At 51.1% G+C, this 23771-nt stretch carries 25 protein-coding genes and 1 riboswitch; of the genes, 23 read left to right on the top strand and 2 right to left on the bottom strand.

All coding sequences use genetic code 11. The features are described 5' to 3' along the window. Window positions 1–48 precede the first annotated feature (48 nt). From ACTQZS_RS05145 to ACTQZS_RS05075, 15 genes are all read left to right on the top strand, one after another. Entirely contained in the window at window positions 49–1488 is a 1440-nt protein-coding gene (locus ACTQZS_RS05145; RefSeq protein WP_441474873.1) for an MATE family efflux transporter, read from the top strand. A gap of 219 nt (window positions 1489–1707) precedes the next feature. Next, complete coding sequence (locus tag ACTQZS_RS05140; protein ID WP_441100927.1) at window positions 1708–2226, top strand: AmiS/UreI family transporter; 519 nt, start codon at window positions 1708–1710, stop codon at window positions 2224–2226. A 177-nt stretch (window positions 2227–2403) separates the two neighbouring features. Continuing rightward, window positions 2404–2706 (top strand): urease subunit gamma, encoded by a 303-nt coding sequence (locus ACTQZS_RS05135; protein WP_279201379.1) that lies wholly within the window; start codon window positions 2404–2406, stop codon window positions 2704–2706. A gap of 117 nt (window positions 2707–2823) precedes the next feature. Then, window positions 2824–3180: an urease subunit beta gene (locus ACTQZS_RS05130; RefSeq protein ID WP_441100926.1), complete on the top strand. Its 357-nt coding sequence runs from the start codon at window positions 2824–2826 to the stop codon at window positions 3178–3180. Further along, window positions 3177–4898 (top strand): urease subunit alpha, encoded by a 1722-nt coding sequence (gene ureC, locus ACTQZS_RS05125; RefSeq protein ID WP_441474872.1) that lies wholly within the window; start codon window positions 3177–3179, stop codon window positions 4896–4898. Before ACTQZS_RS05130 ends, ureC begins: the two co-directional genes overlap by 4 nt. Before the next feature lie 255 nt (window positions 4899–5153). Beyond that, entirely contained in the window at window positions 5154–5669 is a 516-nt protein-coding gene (locus ACTQZS_RS05120; protein WP_441474871.1) for an urease accessory protein UreE, read from the top strand. Window positions 5670–5779: 110 nt separating this feature from the next. Then, window positions 5780–6472: an urease accessory protein UreF gene (locus ACTQZS_RS05115; protein WP_441474870.1), complete on the top strand. Its 693-nt coding sequence runs from the start codon at window positions 5780–5782 to the stop codon at window positions 6470–6472. A gap of 114 nt (window positions 6473–6586) precedes the next feature. Then, entirely contained in the window at window positions 6587–7204 is a 618-nt protein-coding gene (ureG, locus tag ACTQZS_RS05110) for an urease accessory protein UreG (RefSeq protein WP_441100922.1), read from the top strand. Then, a complete protein-coding gene (locus ACTQZS_RS05105; protein ID WP_441474869.1) occupies window positions 7201–8040 on the top strand; it encodes an urease accessory protein UreD in 840 nt (279 codons plus the stop codon). Before ureG ends, ACTQZS_RS05105 begins: the two co-directional genes overlap by 4 nt. A 52-nt stretch (window positions 8041–8092) precedes the next feature. Then, the gene (locus ACTQZS_RS05100) at window positions 8093–8305 is read left to right on the top strand and encodes a hypothetical protein (protein ID WP_441474868.1); all 213 of its coding nucleotides are present in this window, start codon (window positions 8093–8095) and stop codon (window positions 8303–8305) included. Next, window positions 8277–8379: riboswitch (TPP riboswitch) on the top strand. Its footprint overlaps the gene before it by 29 nt. A gap of 209 nt (window positions 8380–8588) precedes the next feature. Beyond that, on the top strand, window positions 8589–9899 hold the full coding sequence (thiC, locus tag ACTQZS_RS05095) for a phosphomethylpyrimidine synthase ThiC (protein WP_441474867.1): 1311 nt from the start codon (window positions 8589–8591) through the stop codon (window positions 9897–9899). Between the two features lie 306 nt (window positions 9900–10205). After that, the gene (locus ACTQZS_RS05090) at window positions 10206–11015 is read left to right on the top strand and encodes a DUF975 family protein (RefSeq protein ID WP_441474866.1); all 810 of its coding nucleotides are present in this window, start codon (window positions 10206–10208) and stop codon (window positions 11013–11015) included. A 93-nt stretch (window positions 11016–11108) separates the two neighbouring features. Then, window positions 11109–11402 carry a Dabb family protein gene (locus tag ACTQZS_RS05085; RefSeq protein WP_441474865.1) on the top strand — a complete coding sequence of 98 codons (294 nt, stop codon included), beginning with the start codon at window positions 11109–11111 and terminating at the stop codon, window positions 11400–11402. Window positions 11403–11665: 263 nt separating this feature from the next. Further along, window positions 11666–11887 (top strand): HPr family phosphocarrier protein, encoded by a 222-nt coding sequence (locus tag ACTQZS_RS05080; protein ID WP_441474864.1) that lies wholly within the window; start codon window positions 11666–11668, stop codon window positions 11885–11887. A 388-nt stretch (window positions 11888–12275) separates the two neighbouring features. Next, entirely contained in the window at window positions 12276–13466 is a 1191-nt protein-coding gene (locus ACTQZS_RS05075) for an alanyl-tRNA editing protein (RefSeq protein WP_441474863.1), read from the top strand. Window positions 13467–13642: 176 nt separating this feature from the next. On the opposite strand, the gene ACTQZS_RS05070 is transcribed toward ACTQZS_RS05075, so the two are convergent. Then, complete coding sequence (locus ACTQZS_RS05070) at window positions 13643–14059, bottom strand: hypothetical protein (protein WP_441474862.1); 417 nt, start codon at window positions 14057–14059, stop codon at window positions 13643–13645. A 412-nt stretch (window positions 14060–14471) separates the two neighbouring features. On the opposite strand from ACTQZS_RS05070, the gene ACTQZS_RS05065 reads away from it, so the two are divergent. From ACTQZS_RS05065 to ACTQZS_RS05045, 5 genes are all read left to right on the top strand, one after another. Then, window positions 14472–15629: a DNA/RNA non-specific endonuclease gene (locus ACTQZS_RS05065; RefSeq protein WP_441474861.1), complete on the top strand. Its 1158-nt coding sequence runs from the start codon at window positions 14472–14474 to the stop codon at window positions 15627–15629. A gap of 56 nt (window positions 15630–15685) precedes the next feature. Continuing rightward, the gene (locus ACTQZS_RS05060; RefSeq protein WP_441100914.1) at window positions 15686–16693 is read left to right on the top strand and encodes an alpha/beta hydrolase; all 1008 of its coding nucleotides are present in this window, start codon (window positions 15686–15688) and stop codon (window positions 16691–16693) included. Next, entirely contained in the window at window positions 16690–17613 is a 924-nt protein-coding gene (locus ACTQZS_RS05055) for an AAA family ATPase (protein ID WP_441474860.1), read from the top strand. Before ACTQZS_RS05060 ends, ACTQZS_RS05055 begins: the two co-directional genes overlap by 4 nt. Next, window positions 17610–19391: a cobaltochelatase CobT-related protein gene (locus tag ACTQZS_RS05050; RefSeq protein ID WP_441474859.1), complete on the top strand. Its 1782-nt coding sequence runs from the start codon at window positions 17610–17612 to the stop codon at window positions 19389–19391. The genes ACTQZS_RS05055 and ACTQZS_RS05050 overlap by 4 nt, the downstream gene beginning before the upstream one ends. A gap of 93 nt (window positions 19392–19484) precedes the next feature. Further along, window positions 19485–20279: a lysozyme family protein gene (locus ACTQZS_RS05045; RefSeq protein ID WP_441474858.1), complete on the top strand. Its 795-nt coding sequence runs from the start codon at window positions 19485–19487 to the stop codon at window positions 20277–20279. Window positions 20280–20433: 154 nt separating this feature from the next. Here the strand turns inward: ACTQZS_RS05045 and ACTQZS_RS05040 are convergent, their stop codons facing one another. Then, a complete protein-coding gene (locus ACTQZS_RS05040; protein WP_441100910.1) occupies window positions 20434–20676 on the bottom strand; it encodes a polya polymerase in 243 nt (80 codons plus the stop codon). A 430-nt stretch (window positions 20677–21106) separates the two neighbouring features. Between ACTQZS_RS05040 and ACTQZS_RS05035 the strand changes: the two genes are divergently transcribed. The 3 genes from ACTQZS_RS05035 (at window position 21107) to ACTQZS_RS05025 (ending at window position 23629) form a co-directional block, all read left to right on the top strand. After that, window positions 21107–22006, top strand: coding sequence for a YitT family protein (locus tag ACTQZS_RS05035; protein ID WP_441474857.1), 900 nt, complete (start codon window positions 21107–21109; stop codon window positions 22004–22006). 181 nt (window positions 22007–22187) lie between these two features. Continuing rightward, complete coding sequence (locus tag ACTQZS_RS05030; RefSeq protein ID WP_441474856.1) at window positions 22188–23468, top strand: glutamate-5-semialdehyde dehydrogenase; 1281 nt, start codon at window positions 22188–22190, stop codon at window positions 23466–23468. Next, window positions 23465–23629, top strand: coding sequence for a hypothetical protein (locus tag ACTQZS_RS05025; RefSeq protein WP_441474855.1), 165 nt, complete (start codon window positions 23465–23467; stop codon window positions 23627–23629). Before ACTQZS_RS05030 ends, ACTQZS_RS05025 begins: the two co-directional genes overlap by 4 nt. Window positions 23630–23771: the final 142 nt, after the last annotated feature.

Raw genomic sequence — 23771 nt, 5'->3', positions numbered from 1 at the left:
GAGGCTTCGCGGCAGGCGCCCTGTCTGTGTTCCCGAAGGACTTATACTATGAGAAATTTAAGTAAATCAAAAACAATTGAAAGAGAAAATGAGGAGAAACAGTATCGGAGGATGACGGAGACACCGGTCTCGAAGCTGATTCTGCAGCTGGCGGTTCCGACGATCATCAGTATGCTGATCACGAACATCTATAACACCGGTGACACATATTTCGTCAGCCGGATCGGAACATCGGCGTCCGGGGCGGTCGGAATTGTATTTGCGCTGATGGCGATTTTTCAGGCGCTTGGGTTCATGTTCGGTCATGGTGCCGGAAGCATCATATCCAGACATCTGGGCGCAGAGGATCCGGATGCCGCAGTAAAGTTCGCGTCTACGTCCTTTTTCGTCAGCTTCGGCGTCGGTATTCTTGCCGCGCTGTTCTGTATGATTTTCATGAATCCGATTCTCCGTCTTCTGGGAGCGACGGATACGATTCTTCCGTTCGCGAGAGAATACGCGTTCTGGATTTTTCTGTCCGGGCCATTTCTGGCGACAAGCTGCGTACTGAACAACATCCTCCGCTATGAGGGACGGGCATTTTATGCGATGATAGGTCTTACGACGGGAGGCATCCTGAATCTGATCGGCGACCCGATTCTGATGTTCGGCTTCCATCTGGGGGTCAGCGGCGCAGGAATATCGACGGCTGTATCTCAGATTATCAGTTTCCTGATTCTTCTTCATATGTTCTACAGCGGAAAAACCGTGACCTATTTCTCACTCCGAACGGTCGGGAGGGCGGCTTCCGGACTGTTCCGATGGAGAGTTCTCGGAAGAGACACTTCGGATATTGTGAAGACAGGATTTGCAAGCTTTGTGCGCCAGACGCTGAATAGCGTATCGACGGGATTTCTGACGTCTCAGTCATCTGCCTACGGAGATGCGGCGATCGCCGGGATGAGCATCGTGGGAAGAGTGGTCTTTCTGATGGCATCCGTTGCAATCGGCATCGGACAGGGACTTCAGCCGGTAGCAGCGTTTAATTACGGCGCGGGGAAGTATCGGAGAGTGAAACGCGGCTACGGATTTACCGTGGCGGCGGGGACGGTTGTTCTGGGAGTCATCGCCCTTGTCATGGCCGTTTTTGCTGCGCCTGTGATTGCCTGGTTCCGGCCTGATGCGGATGTGGTGAAGATCGGAGCGCCGGCACTTCGCTGGCAGTGTGCGACCTGTCTGCTGCAGGCATGGATCATCAGCTCCAACATGCTTTTTCAGAGCATTGGAAAGAGTTTCCGGGCGTCATTTCTTGCGGGTCTGAAAAGCGGCTTCTGCTTTATTCCGCTGGTATGTATTCTTCCGAGGCTCTGGGGAATTAACGGAATTATTCTGGCACAGCCGCTCGCGGATGTAATTACGGCAGCGGTCACGGTACCGTTCATTGTTCCGTTCATGCATGAGCTAAGTAAATCAGAGCGCAAGACCGTAAGCGAATCCGGAAAGGTTTAGGTCTGGTGCTCATGCTGAAAAATAAGTATTTACGATATTGGATCCGGCAGGGTATAGTACTCATTGAAAAGTAAATGGATCAGTCATTTCGAGGGGGAAATAGGTGAGCGTCAGAAGGCTCCTGTTTCTCCCTTATGTATTTTCAGACGGTGTTCACAGCACTGCCTATACGCAGAAATGACATCCGGCATATGTACAGCAGAAAGGAAGGAACGAATCATGCTAGGTACCATTTTACTTTATGTGGGAATTGTTCTGATCAGCAATGGCCTGGCCGGGGTTCTTGAGGTGAAGGATAAGTCCATGGTTGTCATGAACATTTTCACCGGCGGGCTCAGTCTGGTACTGAACATCATTGCACTTGGATACGGTGTAGTAAGCAATCAGGGCATGCTCTGGTTTTACGGAAGCGCAACGGGTCTTCTGTTCGCATTCACCTATCTTTACTCCGCAATCAATACGATCTTCGGATTTGATCAGCGTCTGTATGGATGGTTCAGTCTGTTTGTAGCCATCAACGCGATTCCGGCTGGAGCGCTCTGCTTTGTCGGATACGGCGGGAACTGGATCTACGGACTGATCTGGTGGGCATGGGGACTTCTGTGGTTCACAGGATTCCTGACCTGCGGTTTGAAGAAGAATCTTGGAAAATTCCCGGCATGGCTGGGCGTGATTGAGGGCGTGGTTACAGCCTGGATTCCCGGCTTCCTGATGCTTGTGAATATGTGGCCGTCATAAGCGGTTTCAGCAGATTCCGGCGCAGATTTTATGAATTGCCTGTTCTGATCGGCGGCAGATATCCCGCCGCCGGTTTTCAACAGAGGTATCCGGTAACGGATATAGAGATAGAGCAGCAGAGTTTTCATCCTGAGAAGCCGGTGAATCGACAGCCGGCTGTGAGAAAAGGAGGTATTTATGCAACTGACAGAGCGTGAGCGCGAAAAAATGATGATCAGTCTGGCAGCAATGATCGCGCAGAAGCGGAAGGACAGAGGAGTAAAGCTGAATCATCCGGAAAGCGTTGCAATTATTACCAGTTATATTCTGGAGGGTGCCAGAGACGGAAAGACCGTGGCGGAACTCATGGATGAGGGAGCACGGATTCTGACCAGAGATGATGTGATGGAAGGCGTGCCGGAGATGATCCCGATGATTCAGGTTGAGGCGACCTTTGTGGACGGCACAAAGCTTGTCACGATACATGACCCGATCCGCTGACCGGAGAATTCTCCTTTGGGAAAGCGGCACGCAGACAGTGACGCGGGGACATATACATTTCGATGTCCCGGATACGGGGCTAGCAGAATTACAGAGCACAGCAGAAAGGAGCAGTCTATGATTCCAGGAGAGGTTCATTTTGCGACAGATAAACCGGTTCCCTACAATGAAGGCTATGATGCCATCGAGCTGGAAGTAAAGAATGTAGGAGACAGAGCGGTTCAGGTCGGATCGGAGTATCATTTTTATGAGGCAAACGAGCAGGGACTGAAGTTTGACCGCGCGAAGGCATATGGAAAGCGTCTTGATATCGCTGCGGGAACGGCAATACGCTTCGAGCCCGGCGAGACGAGAACGGTCCGTCTGATTGATTTCGGCGGAAAACGGAGAGTTTTTGGCTTCAATAACCGTGTGAACGGGTATCTGGACAAGAACAAGAAAGCCCACAGCACAGATCTGGAGGTGACGGTATGAGCTTTGAAATGGACCGGAAGCAGTATACACAGATGTTCGGACCGGCGGAGGGAGACAGCGTCCGGCTGGGAGATACCAATCTGTTCGCAAAGATAGAGAAGGATTATACCGTACACGGACAGGAGAGCAAATTCGGCGGCGGGAAGGTTCTTCGTGACGGAATGGGTGTCAGCGCGACGCAGACCAGAAAGGATAATCCGAAGGTCGCGGATACGATTATCACGGGAATTACAGTCATCGATTATACAGGGATCTACAAGGCGGATATCGGTATCCGTGACGGGAAGATCCTCGCCATTGGCAAGGGCGGAAACCCGGATATCATGGACAGCATCGACTTCATCGTGGGAGCAAGCACGGAGGCAATCTCAGGTGAAGGGCTGATTCTTACCGCCGGAGGTATTGATCTGCATGTTCATTATCTTTCGACAGGTCTGGCTCATGCCGCTCTCGACAACGGTATCACGACGCTCTTCGGAGGCGGAACAGGACCGGCAGACGGTTCGAACTCTGCCACAACCACACCGGGCGCATGGCACATTCAGCGTATGATAGAAGCTGTTGAGAACGATCCTCTGAACTATGGATTTATGGCAAAGGGCGCCGGCGCCACACCGGAAACCATTGCTGAGCAGGTCGAGGCAGGTGCCGCGGCAATCAAGACTCATGAGGACTGGGGCGCTACGGCGGCGGGAATTGACAATTCCATCAAGGCAGCGGACAAGTACGATGTTCAGTACGCGGTGCACACAGATTCCCTGAATGAAGGCGGATTCGTTGAGAATACAATTAATGCCTTTGCAGGACGTACGGTTCATACCTTCCATACAGAGGGCGCAGGCGGCGGACATGCACCGGATATCATGATTGTAGCCGGTGATGAGAACATTCTTCCGTCCTCTACAAACCCGACAAACCCCTATACGCAGAACGTTATCGATGAGCTCTTTGATATGACCATGGTCTGCCACAATCTGGATCCGAAGGTTCCGGAGGATGTCGCTTTTGCGGAGTCCCGTGTCAGAAAGCAGACGGTGGCGGCAGAGGATGTTCTTCATGATATGGGCGCTCTCAGCGTCATGACCTCTGATGCCATGGCAATGGGCCGTGTCGGTGAGGTGGCAATGCGCTGCTGGCAGCTGGCAGACAAGATGAAACAGCAGAGAGGACCGCTTGAGGGTGATTCCGAATATGACGATAATAACCGGATCAAGCGTTATGTGGCAAAATATACCATCAACCCGGCCATTGTCAACGGTATTTCCGATTATGTGGGATCCGTCGAGGTCGGCAAGTACGCAGACCTGGTCATCTGGGATCCGAAGTTTTTCGGCGCAAAACCGAAGCTGGTTCTGAAATCGGGCATGATCGTATACGGCGTTGTCGGAGACGCTTCCTCCAGTCTTCCGACACCTGAACCGAGAATGATGAGAGATCTCTACGGCGCTTTCGGCAAGGCAGTTCAGAGCACAAGCATCACTTTTGTATCCACCTATGCGTACACACACGGAATTAAGGAAAAACTCGGCCTGAACAAGATTGTTCTCCCGGTTCATAACACGCGCAATCTCACAAAGAGAGATATGAAGCTGAACAATTATGCGCCGAAGACGATCAGGATTGATCCGCAGACCTTCAATGTAACAATTGATGACGAGCTGATCAGCTGTGAGCCGGTAGATACCATTTCACTGGCACAGCGGTACTACTTCTTCTGAGAAGTACAGAAACAGGTATGATATTCCGGCGTAATATGTGCCGGCATGGGGCGGTCCGGACTGTCTGTAATGACAGCCGGACCGATCTCCATATATGGAGGACACTGTGACGATGATGATCAGACGGATATGGGGGCATCGCTGGAACTGATTTCCCTATATGGGCGGACACTGTGACAGGGAGAGATAGCCCGCAATATGCGTTCTGCCTCGTTCACAGCAAGACAGTCTGACAGAGAGGAGCTGTATAGAATCATGATTTTGACGGAAGTATACGGGAATATCCAGGATATTCCGGATCTGGCATCCTGGCATGTGGAGACCGCTATGGTAAAAAGTGATGATCTTCTGAAAGCGATCCTGCGGGTAACCTCTGATCACGGGCGTGACTATGGAATCAGGCTTGAGGATGAATCGCAGAAGCTGGAGAACGGATCCGCGTTTATGCTGGGGCCGGGAAAACTTCTTGTACTGAGTGTCATTCCGGATGAGGTGATCGTGATTACTCCCTCAGATATGGATGAAATGGGAAAAACAGCGCATATGCTCGGCAACCTGCATAAGCCGGTGCAGATCAGAGACGGCAGGATTACGCTTCTGATGGATCCGGTGGTGCTGAAGACGCTGAAGGAAAATGGAACCGGGTTTACGGTGGAGAAGGTGCAGCTGGAGAAGCCCATGCAGTACGCAAACCTGACGCCGGGCGCACATACACACACGCACCATACGCCGGGCGCGCATACACATGCGCACCACGCGGAAGAGCATTAAAGGTTTCTGCCCGGGCTTGCTTGAAAGGCAGGGCTTTACAGTATCTCTGCCTTTTGCAGACCGGATGCAGCAGAGTTTTTATTAGATATTGCAGAGAGGAAAATAACAGAATGAGAAAAGAGTTGCTGGAGGCATTTCAGATCTGCGATTCGACCTTTCCGATCGGCACCTTTAATCACTCCTTCGGAATGGAAAATTATCTGTCGAGGCGGATCATCCGTAAGGCGCCGCAGTTTCGGGAGTGGCTGGAGAACTATTTCCGCTCTCAGTACCGCTATGGAGAGGGACTGCTGGTCATTTTATGCAGCCGCGCTCTGGATGAGGGACGTGAGGAGGAGCTTCTGAGATACGATGACATCATCAACCGGTCCGTGGCAGCAAGAGAGACGCGTGAGGGAAGCCGGATGATCGCTGTACAGATGGCGGCACTGATCCGGAAAATTTACGGGGACAGATATGCATTTTTGAACCGGTATGCGGAGAGGATGGATGAGGACGAATACTTCGGCAGTCCCGCGATCGTTTTTTCTGTTTTTGCCCATGAAAAGGGAATTGACTGCCGGGATGCCTTTGAGCTGTACGGCTACAGTGTGGCGTCCACGCTGGTGCAGAACGCGGTCCGCTCCGTCCCACTCGGACAGAGAGAAGGGCAGGTGATCCTGCATGATGTCATGCTTCTGATCACGGATCTTTATGACCGGACATCGGATCTGGATGAGGAATATCTGGGGGCGAACATTCCCGGCCTCGAACTGGCGCAGATCTGTCACGAGACACAGGAAGCGAGATTGTTCATGTCGTAGTATATGCGAGAAGCAGGAATTCGAGGAGCAGTGAATCAGAGAATAATCAGGATACCGGAATCATCTGACAGGAACATGATCCGGCAGCTTATCACAGAGAAAGGATAATGAATCATGAAACGGGCAGTAAGAATCGGAGTCGGAGGTCCGGTAGGATCCGGAAAAACGCAGCTGATCGAGAGGCTTACCAGAAGGCTTAAGGATGAATACAGTATGGCGGTTATCACCAATGATATCTATACGAAGTGGGACGCAGAGTATATGGTATCCCATTCCGTACTGGATGCGGACAGAATCATCGGGGTGGAAACCGGCGGATGCCCGCACACGGCGATCCGTGAGGATGCGTCCATGAATTTTGCGGCGGTGGAGAAGCTGGAGAAGCGTTTCAACCACACCCTCGATCTGATGTTCATTGAAAGCGGAGGCGATAACCTCGCGGCAACATTCAGCCCCGAGCTGGTAGATTTTTCCATTTACATCATTGACTGCGCGGAAGGAGAGAAAATCCCGGCAAAGGCAGGACAGGGAATGATCAAGTCGGATTTGTTCATCATCAACAAGATTGATCTCGCGCCCTATGTCGGAGCAAATCTGGAGAACATGCGGGAGACGTCCCGGAAGTTTCGCGGAGACGGGACCTTTGTGTTTACGAATCTGAAGACAGACGAAGGTCTCGAGGATGTTGTGCGATGGCTGAAGAAGGATTGTCTTCTGGAGGACCTTGAATGAAAAGTCAATTTGACGGAGAGATCCGTCTTGGATTTACAAACCGAAGCGGGCGAACTGTGGCGCAGACGACCTACCGCAGGGGAAATTCCAGGATTTCCGGGAACATTCCGGCTGCCGGAGACGTTCCCTATTATTTTCTGATCAGCACCGGCGGCGGTTTTACCGAGGGGGAGACGTATCTTCAGGAGGTTTCGCTCGAGGAACAGTGTCATGCGATTGTGACAACACAGACCCCGAACTATATCTACAAGTGCGACGGGGGAAGACTGACGAGTCAGAACAATCGGGTGGAGATCGGAAAGGATTCCTTCCTGGAGTATTATATTGATGAGACGATTCCATACGCCAGGGCAAGATTTCGTCAGAACACAGAGATCGAGATGGCTCCGGGATCCAGACTGATTATGACCGACGGGCTGACTGCCGGGTGGTCGGAGGACGAGGAACCCTTCCAGTACCGGGATATCGGGCTGAAGACGGATATCCGGATGGATGGTCGGCTTCTGTTCCATGACTTTCTGCTCGTCAACCCGGAAGAAGATCATATGCATGAAATCGGATGCTTTGAGGGATCCATGAACTACAATTCCGCTGTCATCATTGATGAAGGTGTCGACGAGGCTATGCTGGAGGAACTGAGAAATTTTCTGAATCAGAAATTCACCGGTTCCGACGAGGTCCGGTTCGGATTGTCTCTGCTTGATCGTTATGGTCTTGTACTTCGTGTTCTGGGGAAGAGCATCGGGGAGACGCGCGAAGTCGTGTATTCAATGACCGGTTATTACCGGGAGAAAATTCTCGGTTATCCCCACTTTGCGTTGAGGAAAAATGCCTGAATGAAGTGCGCCTTTAGCGATTTTGAGTGTTGTCAATAGAGATAACAGGCATATGTATGACAAAGTGTCAGAAGTCGTTAATTCAGATCGGCAATCAAAAAGAATTTTGAAAATGGTTGATTTTTCGCGCAAAAGCACGCTTGATGAAAATAAGGGAATGTGTTATCATGAACCCGTTGTGAGGCTCAATTCGCCTGGCTTCCGGGAAACATCCGGGCAGGCACAGAACAATAGAATAGAAAAACATGGGGAGCCGGAAGGCTGAGAGGTATCACATGAGATACGACCCGAGAACCTGATTTGGATAATGCCAACGTAGGGAAGTGCGAGCACTGGTGTTTTTTATGTAGTCTTTTAGGCGGTATCCATTTGGGTATCGTCTTTTTTGTGTATAAGCTCTTCGAAACCACAAAGCACGGAGCAATCCGCAGTTTATACAGTATTATACCAGAACAGCTCTTCGAAATCGCAGACAGGAGCGTCACACGCGAAAAGCGCTAGTGACTTTATTTTATTTAAAGAATTCGAAAGGAAGGACAAGGTTACAGATGAGAGAGTATCATACGCAGATGGAGGCGGCGAGAAAAGGGATCGTCACTCCGGAGATGAAGGCTGTGGCAGGAAAAGAGAGAAGAACGGAGGAGGAAATCCGGAACTGGGTAGCGGAAGGAAAGGTGGTTATCCCAGCGAATCCGGCGCACAAGGGGCTTGATCCGAACGGCATCGGCAGTATGCTGAAGACGAAAATTAATGTAAATCTCGGTATCAGCCGTGATGTGAAGGATTATGACGTGGAGATGAAGAAGGTTCTCAGCGCCGTCGATCTCGGCGCTGAGGCAATCATGGATCTTTCCAGTCATGGCAACACCCAGCCGTTCCGCAGAAAGCTGACCAGTGAATGTCCGGCGATGATCGGCACGGTTCCGATCTATGATTCCGTGATCCATTATCAGAGGGATCTTGCGACCCTCAGTGCAAAGGATTTTGTGGATGTCGTGCGTCTGCACGCGGAGGACGGTGTGGACTTCGTGACGCTGCACTGTGGGATCACCAGAAAGACGATTGAGGAAATCAAGGCCGGCAGGAGAAAAATGAATATTGTCAGCCGGGGAGGAAGCCTGGTTTTTGCATGGATGGCGATGACGGGGAACGAAAATCCCTTCTACGAATATTATGATGAGATTCTGGAGATCTGCCGGGAGCATGATGTGACTATCAGCCTCGGTGATGCCTGCCGGCCGGGATGCCTTGCGGACGCGACGGACAGCTGTCAGATCGGCGAGCTGCTCAGGCTTGGTGAGTTGACGCAGAGGGCGTGGGACCGGGATGTCCAGGTCATGGTGGAAGGGCCAGGCCATGTGCCGATGGATCAGATCGCCGCAAACATGAAGGTTCAGCAGACCATCTGCAAGGGAGCACCCTTTTATGTACTCGGACCTCTGGTAACAGATATCGCACCAGGCTACGACCACATTACAGCTGCGATCGGCGGGGCGATTGCGGCGATGAGCGGTGCTGCGTTTCTCTGTTATGTGACACCGGCGGAGCATCTTGCGCTTCCGAACATAGACGATGTACGTCAGGGAATAATAGCAAGCCGGATCGCGGCTCACGCGGCAGATATCGCCAAGGGCATTCCGGGTGCGCGGGAACAGGACGACCGGATGGCGGATGCAAGACGGAAGCTTGACTGGGAAGCCCAGTTCAAGGAGGCGCTTGATCCGAAGACTGCGAAGTCCATTCGGGACAGCCGGGCGCCGGAGGATGATCACAGTGACACCTGCTCCATGTGCGGAAAGTTCTGCGCGGTGCGGAGCATGAATAAAGCACTGGCGGGAGAATATATCGATATTCTCTAATGTATCGATATCATTTGATCAAAGTATATTTTGCAGGGATTTCACAAGCCTGCCGTTATCCTGGGGCTGACTGGAGGTCAGCATCCGGCAGCACCGGACAGAGGTTCTGTGAAATCCCTGTTTTCTGTTGCATGAATAAAAAATGAATAAAAAAGAAAATGCTTTCCTACCGGCACTGGATTCTGTATACTTAAGGATGAAAATCATGGTTACAGATTTCGCCGCGAGGCGGAAGCTGCCACAGGGCTGCCGCGGATGTTGGAATATACTGCAATATTTGCCGCAGCACAGAAAAGGAGGAGCAGTATGTGGACTAGGATCGGATTAAAAAACCGGTCAAAAGAGGTATTCAGGGGCAATTACTGGAAAGCTGTTCTTGCCGGACTTCTTCTTTCGCTGGTGATCGGAGGATCTTACAGCAGCTCAGGCGGAGGAGCGTTATCCGGATTTTGCAACGTAATTTTGAATTATGATGTCGTTTCCGGCAGAGACACTGATATTTTCGGATTTCATGCGGGACCGGGCGGTATTCCCGGAGGGATGTTAGGCGCGTGGCTGATGGCTGCGGGGATCATTTTTATGGTGGTGGTGGTGATCGCCGTCATCGCGATTGTGACCGATGTATTTCTGCTGAATCCGCTGGAAGTCGGGGTGCGGAGGTTCTTTTATACGAATCTTCACCAGAAAGCGGAGCTTCGCGAAATCATGTACGGATTTGATCACTCCTACAAGAACGTGGTAAAGGTGATGTTCTTCCGTGATCTCTATACCTTCCTCTGGTCATTGCTTTTCGTGATTCCGGGAATCGTGAAAGGGTATGAATACCGGATGATCCCGTATCTTCTGGCTGAATATCCGGACATGCCGATGGAGGAAGCGTTCCAGATCAGCAGAAACATGATGTATGGAAATAAATGGAAGGCATTTGTGCTGGACCTTTCGTTTCTTCTGTGGGTGATTTTTTCGAGCATTACCTTCGGGTTGGTCGGTATCTTCTATGTAGATCCCTATATGGCGCAGACGAGCGCCGCGCTGTACGATGCCATCAAGATCGAGAAAAATCCGTTCGCGGGACAGAATCCGGGCGGTAATGGCAGCTTCGCAGGCATGTGGTAAACGGTCATACGATGATCTTGCCACAAAATGTATAAGCTGCGGTTTGTCTGCGTTTTCGAAGCACATATAGTTTTCGATTTTGGAGGTAATAGAATGTATCATTGCATACTGGCAAAATATAATGCGGAAATATCGAAAAAGAAGAAGGAGGATCTTCTGCCGGAGATCCGGGAACTGTTCGCGGGTCTCACCGGAATTGAAGGAATTGAATCGGTTGAGGTATTTCCAAATGTGATTGACCGGGCAAACCGGTACGATGTTCTGATCCGGATCCGGATGACACCGGAGGCGTTGCCTGTCTATGACGACAGTGAAATCCACAAAACCTGGAAAAGAGACTACGGAAAATACCTTGAGAAGAAGGCGATATTTGATTATGAAGGATGAGAATGCGTAGCAGATATGCACAAAAATTCCCGGTATTTTCACAAAAATTATAGAAGTAAGTCCTGAATTTCATGCAGAAACTCCCGAAAGATTTGCATTTCAATGGCAAGAGGATAAAATATCTATGTAAGGTCTCCTGAGAACCGCGGGTCATGGAAGGATAGCATACCGCATTAGTTTTCACGGAGCCTGTGACAATACTTATTGAGAGGTCGGCCGTAGATATCGAAGACCGAAAATGAATTTGAGGAGAGGCATGAGAGATGAAAAAGGCAAAGGTGAAATTCAATCGGGTCGAGGATATCGTAGCATTTGTTAAACTGGCCGGAGAATGCACAGACGACGTCACGGTCCGGAAGGGCAGAAGTGAGACGGACGGAAAATCAATCATGGGAGTATTTGCTCTGGGATTTGAACCGATAGAGATTGAGTTCACGGAAGGCAATTCACAGATGGAAGAGTACCTGAGCGCGTACGCCTTATAATCAGCGTTCAGAGAGCGTGTTAAACAGACTTAAAAGATCGGCAGATATTTGTTCGGTAAAGGATAAATATCTGCCGATTTACTGTATAAAGCCGTCGTCAAGCGGGCAGTTTTTGGGCATGCGAAGCATGCACAGAAAACTGCATGCTTGAACGACGCTAACATGTATGAGCATTCTCGCGGTGTGAAACACCGCGAGAATGCTCATACATGTGGCAGCTGCGAGAGTTGCGAAGCAACGGAGCAGCTGGCTTTATACAGTATGCGGCACGATATAATAATAAGCGGCACGGAAGCTGCGAAGCAGCGAAGTGACGCGGGGACTTATACAGTATGCGGCACGATAACAGGCAGTGATCCACACCTGTCAGGAAAGGAAAAGGAAAACGATGGAAAATTTCGATGAATTATACTATCAGAGACCATATCTGAAAGAGTTTGACGCGGAGGTGATCTCCTGCGAACCGTGCGGGAAGGGCTATCACGTGGAGCTAAACCGGACGGCGTTTTATCCGGAAGGCGGCGGTCAGCCTTCAGACCGCGGTATCCTCCGGACTGACGCACAGACGGTTATTCCGGTGCGGGATGTTCAGAAGCATGGGGATCACATCGTTCATACGACGGATCGGGAAATCGCCGTCGGAACTCAGGTACACGGGGTCATTGACTGGCAGCGCCGAATGGATTATACTACGGCACATTCGGGTGAGCATATCCTATCTGGTCTGATTCACAGACGTTTCAGATACGAGAATGTCGGATTCCATATGAGTGAAGAATGCGTCACCATTGATATCAGCGGAGTCATGACCTGGGAAGAACTGATGGAGGTGGAGCGTGACACAAATGCAGTGATCCGCAGCGATATTCCTGTAGAAGAAAGCTTTCCGGAGGGACAGGAACTGGAGACGCTGGATTACCGGAGCAAGAAGGAGCTGACCGGGAAGGTGAGGATCATCACGATTCCGGGAGCGGATATCTGCGCCTGCTGCGGAACCCATGTGATGAGAACCGGCGAGATCGGCATAGTGAAATGTCTCAGCATGATTCATTATAAGAAAGGCGTGCGGATCGAGCTGGTCTGCGGCAGAAAGGCCCTTCTCGATTATGAACGGAAGGTGGATCAGAACACGGAGATCTCCCATATGCTCTCCGCGAAGCCCCATGAGACAGCAGAGGCTGTCGCGAGAGTACAGCAGGAGCTGGCGGAGGCAAATCAGAAGCTGAATGCCTGGGTCAGCAGGTACTTTGACGGGAAGATCAAAGAACTGAAAAAGCAAGAATCATTTTTGATTGATTTTGAGCAGAACATTGACCGGAACAGCTGCCGGAAGTTCTGTGACAGGCTGGTGAAGGAATCCATGGCACCCACCTGTGCCGTTCTTACAACGCAGGAGAGGGAAGAAGGTGTCTATGCGTACTGCATCTGCAGCTCAGCCGTCAATCTCAGGAACCTCACGAAAAGCATCAATGCCAGTCTTGAAGGTCGCGGCGGCGGAAGCCCGGAGATGATCCAGGGCTCTTTCAAGGCAGAAAAGGAGAAGATACAGGAGGTATTGACTGGAATCTTTACTGTATAAGCTCTTCGAAAACGCAGACGGGATCGACACATGCGAAGCGTGTGAAAGAGTGAGGATGCGATTTCGAAGGCAACAGGTATGAGGATGAAGCGCGAAGGCGCGGAATCCGAATGCCTGTAGGATTGCGGGAGTGCGAAGCGCGGAGCAATCCGTAGCTTATACAGTATGAAAGAGAGTCACGCCGATTCATTCGTTTTGCCCATTCGTTTCTTTTTTCCAGAAATGATCAGTGTAACTATACCAAAACCGATCATAACAAAAATGAGCGGATGTCTAAAAAATTCTAATTTAAAGGTATAAAAGGCCACCGCAAGGATTACGATATTTGTACAGATTGTAAAGATGCCACTTAGAAACTTACATCTTATCGGCGCCTTTTGATAATACTGTGCAGACAGAAATAGGAACACACCGGTCAGCAGTCCTGGAAAAACATCATACGTTATTAAAAGAAACGGAAGAATTGTAATTGGATTATTTTTTATCAATAAATTGATAGGCGAACGACATAACAAGTCAATGAAGACCATTCCTTGTGCTAATGCAACAAACCAGAAACAGCAATTAGTCTGAGTCTTTTTATCTTCATCCAATTGGTTTTCCTCCTATTCTTATAATAGATATAGTCGTTAAAATAGCCATGGGAACTCTTTTCTCTGGTATTAATCTTTCACCTATAATCGTCGTTTCACGACGAATGATTCGGCGGTTATTATATATATTAATATCTGACTACTTCTTATGTGATGATAATACCGTGGATTATTTTGTTTATATATAGGAAATATTCACACAATACATAAGCCCTTATTAGTAAAATTATTAGAAGGGAGGAAGCAATCCCGTAGCTTATGCAGTATCAAAGAGAGCTCTAGGAAAACGCAGACAGGCACGTCACACGTGAGGCGTGTGTAAGGGCCAGGATGCGAATTTTCACAAAACGTGTGTTCTGTGTTATAATCGGAGGCGGAACGGTTTTTGAGTTTCCTGCTGAGGGGATTTGATATGCTTGTGATAGAACTGCTGCTTCTGGCAGCGCTTGTGATATTTCCGGTGTCGCTGATCGCGGGTATTGTGAAAAAGAGACGCAGCGGCGACGACCGGCGAGGGCCCCGGATATGGATGATCGGATCGATGACGGTGATTGTCATCGGAACGATTCTTGTCGGCGTTCTCCCGGGAGGCGTTCAGACCGGTACTGGAGAGAACCGGACGGGAGCTGTTGGGACCGTCATCGACCGGATTCGGAACGGGACAACCGCCTCTGTTGGAGGGGCGCTGCCTTCTGAAGAGAAAAGAGCGGCGGCGGAGCTTACGGCCTTTCATCCGGAGGATCTTCCACCTTACAGCGGTTCTCCCTCGGTTGAGGTGAACGGGAATGTTCCCTTTTTCACGGACGAGGATCTCAAGACACGGGAATTCGAATTCTACAGTAGCCAGGACAGTCTCGGACGCTGCGGAACCGCCTATGCGGATATCTGTGTCGATACAATGCCGGTGGAGGAGAGGGGAAAGATCGGATCGGTGAAGCCGACCGGATGGCACACGGTAAAGTATAACGGGATCGACGGCAATTATCTGTACAATCGCTGTCATCTGATCGGATATCAACTGGCGGGCGAAAACGCGAACAAAAAAAATCTGATCACAGGTACCCGCTATATGAATGTAGAGGGAATGCTTCCCTATGAAAACGAGGTGAGCTACGCGGTCACCGACTTTAATTTTCATGTACTTTACCGGGTTACACCGGTTTTTGAGGGCAATAATCTGCTGGCCTCCGGTGTTCTGATGGAGGCGGAATCCGTAGAAGACAGGGGAGAGCGAATCCGGTTCTGCGTCTACTGCTACAATGTACAGCCGGGGATCACGATTGACTATGCGACCGGTGACAGCAGCGGTCCGGCATTTACCGGCTCTGATTCTGCATCCGGAGGGAAAGAGACCGCGAAGCAGACGGAAGTGTCAGAGACACCTGCTTCGGAGCCATCCGTTTCGGGTGGGACAGTCAGCTATGTCGTCAATACGAATACAGGCAGATTTCATTATCCGACCTGTTCGTCAGTGAAAGACATTGCTCCGGGAAATCAAATGGAATGGACCGGATCCAGGGATGAACTAATCGGCAGGGGCTACACACCCTGTAAGCGATGCAATCCGTAGAATATAAACAACAGCAGGTGTGCGCAGTACCGGTTCCGGTTTAAAATGGAGATCATATGTTTCGTATCATCGCAGGAATTCTTGTGGCTTTTATTCTCAGTATAGCGGTTCTTATATATTTTGGGCTTTACGCAGTATTTCGCGCCGTTCTCTACAATACGAATGAACGGAAGTCTGGTCATGTGCCGCTCCCGACCGGAGAGGGATATGATCAGCATCAGGAGAGCATGCAGGAGCTGGTGGACCTGATGAAGGAGATTCCGTATGAAGAGGTAAGCGTTCGGAGCTTCGACAACCTGACCCTGTATGGCAGGTATTATGAGGTGAAAAAAGGAGCACCGCTTCAGATTCAGTTCCACGGATACCGGGGAGAGGCGATCCGCGATATGGCAGGCGGAAATCGTGTCGCCAGGGAACATGGGCAGAACACTCTGGTTGTGGATCAGAGGGCGCACGGGAAAAGCGGCGGGAATGTTACAACCTTCGGGGTGAAGGAACGGCAGGACTGTCTGACGTGGGCCAGATACGCGGCGAAGAGGTTCGGCCTGCAGACACCGGTCATTCTGTCCGGTGTGTCAATGGGCGCCGCAACGGTTCTGATGGCGGCGGATCTGAAGCTCCCGGATAACGTTGTCGGGATTATCGCGGACTGCGGGTATACCTCACCGGAGGCAATTGTCCGGGATGTTGGAAGGGCAAGGAGGTATCCGGAGGGAGCGGTCTGGTGGCTGGTGAAGACCGGGGCAAAGCTTTTCGGCCATGTGGATCTCGCAAGCTGCGGTGCCATAAGCTCAATCCGGAAATCGAGGGTTCCGGTACTTTTGATTCACGGCGACGCGGACCGGTATGTGCCGGTGCGGATGAGCCGGGAGCTGTATAAGGCGGCAGAGGAAGCGGGAGTTCCCGTCCGACTGGAGATATTCCGGGGCGGCGCCCACGGAATCAGCTATCTGACGAATGTCCAAAGATATACAGATCTCGAGATGGAGTTTACATCAGGGCTGATGAAACGGTATATCCGGGAGTATTCCGGAGAGAAAGAACCGGAGAGAGGAAAGATATGACACTGGAACAGAAAAGGATTCTGGAGGAGCAGGATGTGAGCCCGGAGCTGATCCGCGGCGTGGAGAGATTCCGGGAGACTTATACCGTAGATGACGCTGTCCGCAGCCGTGTGGTAAAACCTGCACTTCCGTTCTACGGGAAAGAGGTGCTGGAAATGGCGATCGCCGCTCTTCTGGAGGGGCAGAATCTGTTGCTTACGGGCGCAAAGGCAACGGGCAAGAATGTTCTGGCGGAGAATCTTGCTTTTTTATTCGGCAGACCGGTGTACAATGTGTCATTTCATGTGAACACGAGCAGCGCAGAGCTGGTCGGTACTGATACCTTCCGGAATAATCAGGTGGAGCTTCGGGAGGGGAGTATCAGCCTCTGTGCCCGGTATGGAGGTTTCGGCATTCTCGATGAGATCAACATGGCAAAAAATGACGCGGTTTCTGTCCTGCATTCGACGCTCGATTACCGGCGGAGCATCGATATCCCCGGCTACGAGAAGATTGACCTTCACCCTGCGGCAAGGTTTATCGGAACGATGAACTACGGGTACGCCGGAACAAAGGAGCTGAACGAGGCGCTGGTATCCCGGTTCCTTGTCATCGACATGCCTCCGCAGACAGAGAATTCGCTGGAATATATTCTCAGCCGCATCTTTCCGGATATGACGGAGAGGGCAAGAGAGCAGCTGTCGGGGCTGTTTCTCGATCTGCAGACAAAAGCGGAGCACGGAGAAATTTCAGCCAGGAGTCTGGATCTGCGCGGAATTGTCGCGGCGGCACAGACAGTCCGCCAGGGCATCCCGCCTTTTCTCGCGCTGCAGATGGGGGTTGTCAATAAATGCTTTGACACCTTTGAAAAGGAAATCGTTCGCGACGTTCTGAGTACGCGGATTCCTGCGGAATGGACAAGGAAGGATGTTTTTGCTTGAATACTGGCAAGGATGTATGGGAATCCTATCCCTATGAGCTGGAAAACAGAATACGGAACCTGATCTGGACAGTCAGCGGGGATTATAGTCTTGAGGTGAAGCCGGATCTTGCGGAGTTTTCCCGATCACCGGAGATTGCCATCTATAACGGGATCAAGCAGGGGGCTCTGGCGAAATATTTTGATCAGGATGCCATTGCGATGTATCTGCTGAAAAAAATCTACTGTCATGCGGATCAGAGAGCACTGATGGATACCGCTAGGCTGTGTATTGAGGAAGCGGTGGGATGGAGACTTGACCGGGAGCGCGAGGGAGTGCGGTCTATCCGGAAAAAAGCTTTGGAGAAATGGCTGTACCAGGATTTCGGAAGAATGTCTGCGTATCCGCTGGGACGGCTGATGGCGGCGAGCTGGAGAGAAAAGCTGGATGGCGGCTATCATGGCCCGGAGCAGATCATGCGTCAGCTGGACCGGATTCACCGCCTCCGTCACGTGGAAACTTCGGAAGAAATTATCGGGACGATCGACAGTCTGTATAACGATGTTGTAGATCCTTCCTTTCCCATGACGCTGACGGAGGTGCTTCAGGTAACACCGGAAGAGCTTACCGAGTTTTCCTGGAGCGATTATCTGAAGGAGGAGCTGGAGGATGATTCCATCCGCTATGTTATTGAGAGAGTTACCGCGGAAATGCTGAGTTCGGATGAGCCTTCCCGGGAGGGAAAAACGGATGAGCAGGCCCCGGCGGAAGGCGGAGACAAGATCCGTAAGCTTCTACTGATCGATGACAGCGTTCTGGAAAAATCGAGAGAGTATGTGCAGCGGAATTTCGGGAAATCCTATCTTTCGCTTTCGGAGGAGAAAAGGATCACCAGCCGCATGTGCAGGGGAATACATTCCGACTGCGGACTTTTTTTCACTGACGGGATCCTGAAGAATCCCGTGGTCCGGAACAATCAGTATGTGCTCGCGAAGGGAAATAAAGAGAAAACGCTGGAATACTTCCGGACGAATTACCGGACAATCCGACACAATATTCAGATTCTCACGGATATGCTGAAGCGGGCATTTGCGCTTCGAAATGAGGAGGACAGCATCCTGTCTGATTCCGGTCAGATCGATCCGCGGCAGCTGTGGAAGGCAGGAAGATCGGAGGACGCGAGGCTGTTTCGGAGAGTTCTGCGAAGGGACAGCATGGATTTTGTGGTTGATTTTCTGATCGACGCGAGCGGGTCACAGAGAAAGCGGCAGAGAGAAGTGGCAATGCAGGCGTATATTATCTGCGAGGCGATGTCGAATCTTGGAATTCCCATGCGGGTGATGAGTTTCTGTACGTTCTGGGATTACACGGTGCTTCGCAGATTCCGGGAGTATGGGGATGACCGGAGCGCGAATGAAAACATCTTTGAGTTCACCACAAGCTCCAACAACCGGGACGGTCTGGCGATACGGACTGTGGGGCAGGGGCTCCTGGAGAGAGAGGAGAGCAATAAGGTCCTGATTGTGCTGAGTGACGGGAAACCGTATGATGTAATGATCAACCGGCCGAACGCGAGAAATCCGGAGCCTTACGCGGGTCACAGGGCAGCCCTTGACGCGGGCACCGAGGTCCGCCGGCTGAGACAGAACAATGTGGCGGTGCTTGGCGTTTTTGTAGGGGAGGAGAGCGAGCTTGCCGCAGAGCGGAAAATCTTCGGGAAGGATTTTGCGTATATCCGGTCAATCGACCATTTTTCGAACACCGTGGGGAGATATCTGCTCAGGCAGATTGAAAATTAGTCGCCTGTATAAGATGTGCGCCGGACCGCAATTTGTGCTCTTGCGTCGCTGCAGGTGAGAAACCGGGGAGAAATATACCCGGGGAGAGATGTTATGAGTGAGAAATCCGGATACAGAAAATCAAATACCAGGCGCAGACGGCGCAGCAGGAAGAGACGTTTCTGGAGAAAGTTTGTTCGTTTCTGGAGAATGTTCGGGCGGGCTGTCGTCTATCTCTATCGGGCAGGCGGCAGGGTGGTGATCCCGGTGGCTGCCCTGATTGTGGTGTTTATAGCCGTGGGGACGATGGAACAGAACGAACAAATGGCCAATGTCCGGAAAGTAACGAAAAAAGATACCACAATTACGATCCGCAAGGATCTGGTGAGCGACGAGGTGGAAGATTATTCAGATGTAATCCGGAAATACGCAGACGAATATTCCATTGGCGAGTATACCGGGCTGATCAAGGCAATCATGATGCAGGAATCAAGGGGTGACGGAACAGATCCCATGCAGGCGTCCGCCTCCTTCTATAATGAGCGCTATGCCGGACAGACAATTACAGATCCGGATTATTCGATCCGGGCCGGTGTCCGGGAACTTGCGGCGGCTCTCGATGCTGCCGATGTCCGTGGACCGGACGATATTAAAGGTATTTCGCTGGCTGTGCAGGGATACAACTTTGGTACCGGCTACATCGAATGGGCCAGGAAGAATTACGGCGGTTACTCTGCGGAGAATGCCTCCACATTCTCAAATATGAAGGCATATGAAAATGGCTGGAGCTCATACGGCGATCCGGATTATGTAGAACATGTACTGCGCTATTATTCGTATTCCTATTCGATTTCCGGAGACAGTTCCGGGAAGGGCAGAGATACTGCCGGGACATCTGCGCTGTCCTGAATAATACTATGCGGCAGCGGTGAGAGCTGCGAAGCAGCAGAGCGGATGGCTTTATCCGCTATGGGGGCACACGCAGAAAAACGGCAGGATCGCCTTTTCGGAGATCCTGCCGTTTTTGGATAGATAGCCGCATAGGGCTTCCTGCGCGCGTTTTTTACGCATTTCCGTCGATCATGAAGTTCATGAGCTTGCGGATATCCTCCGGATCAGAAGCGATGATCTCGAGCTCCGGAATGGCAGCCTCATTGGAAAAAATATTTGCCAGAGATACATACTGGCTGAGCTTTGATTTCAGGTTCAGCGTGTCACCCTCGGCAGTAACCAGTTCAACTCTTCCCTTGCAGCTGTCCACGATTTCAAAAAACTTCTCAACATTCGTGATGTTATTGATTTTCATCTCTTATCCTCTCTTTGCCGTGCGTTTTACAACGGCCTTCTATAGACCTTTTGTTCTGCCTAACGAATATATATGACGAATATATGAATGTCTTGTCAAAAACGTCCTGATATCAGTCATTTTTTGCTGCTGCACGCTGAGCCAAGGCTTGTCTGAAAGGCGGGGAATACACGATTTGATGGTGCTGTCCATCCGGAGACTTCTGAAAGCGGGCACTGTTCGGATAAAGGAGGGATAATATTCACCGTATCCGATAATCGTTAACAGAAACAACCGGGGGCGGGAGGCAGGTGTATGCGCAGGTTTTGGTATGGAAGTTTATTCTGGTTTATGGTAGACTGATTTCAAATTTGCAATGCTGTAACAGCCGGGGCAGGCAGGGATTTCGAGACGCGGGACGGAACTGATTAATGAGAGGAGAGATGCCGGAATGTACAGGATTCATCTATCACAGAGCGGGAAGGGATATGAGGCTCAGCGGATTATGGTGCTTCTTCTTGGTACATTTATTTACGCGGTGGGCATCAATTTTTTCATTGTACCTGCGGGTCTTTATACCGGTGGAGTTCTGGGACTGTGTCAGCTGCTGCGTTCCTTTCTGACATCGGTTGTCGGACTCAGATTCGGGAGCGTCGACGTCGCGGGTATCCTCTATTATCTGGTCAATATTCCGTTCCTGGTCCTGGCGCACAAGCTGATGGGAAAGCTCTATTTTGCGAAGACCATTCTCGGTATTACAGCGGAATCTGTGTTTCTTGTGCTGCTTCCGATTCCCAAACAGGCGCTGGTGGACAACCGTCTGGCTGCCGCCCTGATCGGAGGTGTAATCTGCGGCGCGATGATGGGACTGATGCTGAGGATGGGAGCCTGCGACGGAGGAATGGATCTGATCGGTGTACTGATTGTGCACCAGAGGAACGGGGCCAGCGTGGGACATGCCAACCTGTATGTCAATATTGTCGTATTTGCCATCATGGCCTTCAATTATCCGATTGACATTCTGATCTATTCGCTTTTTTCCGCGTTTGTCACATCCTATGCGCTTGACCGGTTTTATTCGCAGAACATCAAGGTGGAATTTCATATCATCACACAGCAGGATGTGGAAGCTCTGGAAAAAAGCATCATCCGGGAGCTTCGCAGATCGGTGACGAGATGGGAGGGAAAAGGCGGATTCAGCGGAAATGATGTAAATATTCTCTATGTAATTGTAGACAAGTACGAGGCACCGAGACTGAGACGGCTGGTCCGTGAATTTGATCCGGATGCCTTTGTCGTTGAAAATTCCGGTGTCAATATCTCGGGTAATTTCGAGAAGCATCTGGAGTGAGAGATTATCGTAAAGATCAGGACCGGGAGGGAGCGCTTTGCCTTATCGCGGGCTTGCCGGTCTTGTCAGCCGCGCGGGGACGGTCATTCCGGCGTTTGAAAATGATGTATGATTGGATGGCTGCACGTATGAACCGGAAGCCTGCGGGAGCGGTCAGTTTGACAGAAAAGAGGTCAGATAAATGGAGATCAGAGAAGAAGTTCGCAAAATGAAGCGGGTCGCGCCGCAAGTCGCTTCGTCTACCCTGGAACAGAGAAATCATGTTCTGAAATTGATCGGGGAGAGTCTGGAACGCCATAAGGAAGAGATTTTCGCGGCGAACCGGAAGGATCTTGAGAGAGCCGATGCGGAACAGGTCGCGCCGGCGATTCGGAAGAGACTGAAGTTCAGTGAAGAAAAGCTTGCGGATGTGGAAAAGGGAATCCGGCTCCTGATAAGCCTTCCGGATCCGATCCATCGGGAAACGCTGGTACGGGAACTGGATGAGGGACTTCTGCTGAAGCGGGTCACCTGTCCGATTGGTGTCATCGGTGTTATCTTCGAAGCCCGTCCCGACGCGCTGGTTCAGATTTCATCGCTCTGTATCAAGAGCGGAAACTGTGCGGTCCTGAAGGGCGGACGTGAGACCGCGGAGACTAACCGTGTCCTCTTCCGGGTGATTCACGAAGCCGCGGTCGCCGGAGGACTCCCGGAATACTGCATGATACAGGCGGAACAGCACAATGAGATCGATGAGCTTCTGGATTGTGATGACTGCGTGGATCTTCTGATTCCGAGAGGATCAAACCGCTTCGTACGTTATATCATGGACCACACAAAGATTCCGGTTATGGGACACGCCGACGGTATCTGTCATATCTATGTGGACAAGGACGCGGATTTTGAGAAGGCAATTCCGATTATCATCGATGCGAAGACGCAGTACACTGCCGCCTGCAATGCGGTGGAGACGCTGCTTGTGAACCGGTCGATTGCTCCGGCATTTCTTCCGAAGCTTGCGAAGGCACTGAGGAGGGAGGGCGTGGAGATCCGCGGGACCAAAGAGGTCACCTCGATGATCGGGGGCGAGACCATCGGCGAGGATCAGTTCCGGGAGTACCTGGATCTCATCGTTTCCGTGAAACTGGTGAATAATCTGGAAGAAGCGGTCGATCACATCAACCGCTTCGGATCTCATCACACCGACTGCATCATTACGGAGAATGATGAGACGGCGGAGCGATTCATGGAACTGGTGGACTCTGCGGGTGTATATCAGAACTGTTCTACGAGATTTGCGGACGGGTTCCGCTATGGGTTCGGGGCAGAGGTCGGGATCAGCACCGGGAAAATTCACGCGAGAGGGCCGGTTGGACTCGATGGGCTGGTGACCTACAAATACAAGCTGTACGGTCACGGCCAGATCGTCGGGGACTATGCGTCCGGTAAGAAGGAGTTCCATTTTCGGGATATTGTATCATGATGCCGGTTTCAGACCGGACAGGCATATCAGAGGATGTGCATGATATCTGGTACAGAATCCGGTACAGATGGCAGGTAAATACGGATGATCAGACATGGCAGGAGGCTGTTTCCCTGAAGGAGACAGCCTCCTGCCTTCTGCAATCCGGATATTCATATTGAGGCTCCTGCGGGCGCTTGATGCGTGAAGCTCCTTTCTTTGGAGACGGCAGGAACAGCGGGTCAGGAAGGGGTCCTGTACGTTTCTTGCGTGCGCCGCCTCTGCCTGTGTATTCGAAGAATATACAAGTTACATTGTACAAAA

It is taken from the genome of Bilifractor sp. LCP19S3_H10, assembly GCF_052119185.1.
Taxonomy (GTDB): domain Bacteria; phylum Bacillota; class Clostridia; order Lachnospirales; family Lachnospiraceae; genus Bilifractor.
This window is presented reverse-complemented; position numbering and strand designations above follow the sequence as displayed.

What these genes read in the sequence shown, in the direction of transcription:
- ACTQZS_RS05140 (WP_441100927.1), top strand. Translation starts at nt 1,708, where the DNA reads ATGCTAGGTACCATTTTACTTTATGTGGGAATTGTTCTGATCAGCAAT.
- ACTQZS_RS05120 (WP_441474871.1), top strand. Translation starts at nt 5,154, where the DNA reads ATGATTTTGACGGAAGTATACGGGAATATCCAGGATATTCCGGATCTG.
- ACTQZS_RS05130 (WP_441100926.1), top strand. Translation starts at nt 2,824, where the DNA reads ATGATTCCAGGAGAGGTTCATTTTGCGACAGATAAACCGGTTCCCTAC.
- ACTQZS_RS05055 (WP_441474860.1), top strand. Translation starts at nt 16,690, where the DNA reads ATGACACTGGAACAGAAAAGGATTCTGGAGGAGCAGGATGTGAGCCCG.
- ureG (WP_441100922.1), top strand. Translation starts at nt 6,587, where the DNA reads ATGAAACGGGCAGTAAGAATCGGAGTCGGAGGTCCGGTAGGATCCGGA.
- ACTQZS_RS05080 (WP_441474864.1), top strand. Translation starts at nt 11,666, where the DNA reads ATGAAAAAGGCAAAGGTGAAATTCAATCGGGTCGAGGATATCGTAGCA.
- ACTQZS_RS05040 (WP_441100910.1), bottom strand. Translation starts at nt 20,676, where the DNA reads ATGAAAATCAATAACATCACGAATGTTGAGAAGTTTTTTGAAATCGTG.
- ACTQZS_RS05145 (WP_441474873.1), top strand. Translation starts at nt 49, where the DNA reads ATGAGAAATTTAAGTAAATCAAAAACAATTGAAAGAGAAAATGAGGAG.
- ureC (WP_441474872.1), top strand. Translation starts at nt 3,177, where the DNA reads ATGAGCTTTGAAATGGACCGGAAGCAGTATACACAGATGTTCGGACCG.
- ACTQZS_RS05035 (WP_441474857.1), top strand. Translation starts at nt 21,107, where the DNA reads ATGTACAGGATTCATCTATCACAGAGCGGGAAGGGATATGAGGCTCAG.
- ACTQZS_RS05135 (WP_279201379.1), top strand. Translation starts at nt 2,404, where the DNA reads ATGCAACTGACAGAGCGTGAGCGCGAAAAAATGATGATCAGTCTGGCA.
- ACTQZS_RS05090 (WP_441474866.1), top strand. Translation starts at nt 10,206, where the DNA reads ATGTGGACTAGGATCGGATTAAAAAACCGGTCAAAAGAGGTATTCAGG.
- ACTQZS_RS05085 (WP_441474865.1), top strand. Translation starts at nt 11,109, where the DNA reads ATGTATCATTGCATACTGGCAAAATATAATGCGGAAATATCGAAAAAG.
- ACTQZS_RS05025 (WP_441474855.1), top strand. Translation starts at nt 23,465, where the DNA reads ATGATGCCGGTTTCAGACCGGACAGGCATATCAGAGGATGTGCATGAT.
- ACTQZS_RS05060 (WP_441100914.1), top strand. Translation starts at nt 15,686, where the DNA reads ATGTTTCGTATCATCGCAGGAATTCTTGTGGCTTTTATTCTCAGTATA.
- ACTQZS_RS05030 (WP_441474856.1), top strand. Translation starts at nt 22,188, where the DNA reads ATGGAGATCAGAGAAGAAGTTCGCAAAATGAAGCGGGTCGCGCCGCAA.
- ACTQZS_RS05105 (WP_441474869.1), top strand. Translation starts at nt 7,201, where the DNA reads ATGAAAAGTCAATTTGACGGAGAGATCCGTCTTGGATTTACAAACCGA.
- ACTQZS_RS05045 (WP_441474858.1), top strand. Translation starts at nt 19,485, where the DNA reads ATGAGTGAGAAATCCGGATACAGAAAATCAAATACCAGGCGCAGACGG.
- ACTQZS_RS05100 (WP_441474868.1), top strand. Translation starts at nt 8,093, where the DNA reads ATGTATGACAAAGTGTCAGAAGTCGTTAATTCAGATCGGCAATCAAAA.
- thiC (WP_441474867.1), top strand. Translation starts at nt 8,589, where the DNA reads ATGAGAGAGTATCATACGCAGATGGAGGCGGCGAGAAAAGGGATCGTC.
- ACTQZS_RS05115 (WP_441474870.1), top strand. Translation starts at nt 5,780, where the DNA reads ATGAGAAAAGAGTTGCTGGAGGCATTTCAGATCTGCGATTCGACCTTT.
- ACTQZS_RS05065 (WP_441474861.1), top strand. Translation starts at nt 14,472, where the DNA reads ATGCTTGTGATAGAACTGCTGCTTCTGGCAGCGCTTGTGATATTTCCG.
- ACTQZS_RS05075 (WP_441474863.1), top strand. Translation starts at nt 12,276, where the DNA reads ATGGAAAATTTCGATGAATTATACTATCAGAGACCATATCTGAAAGAG.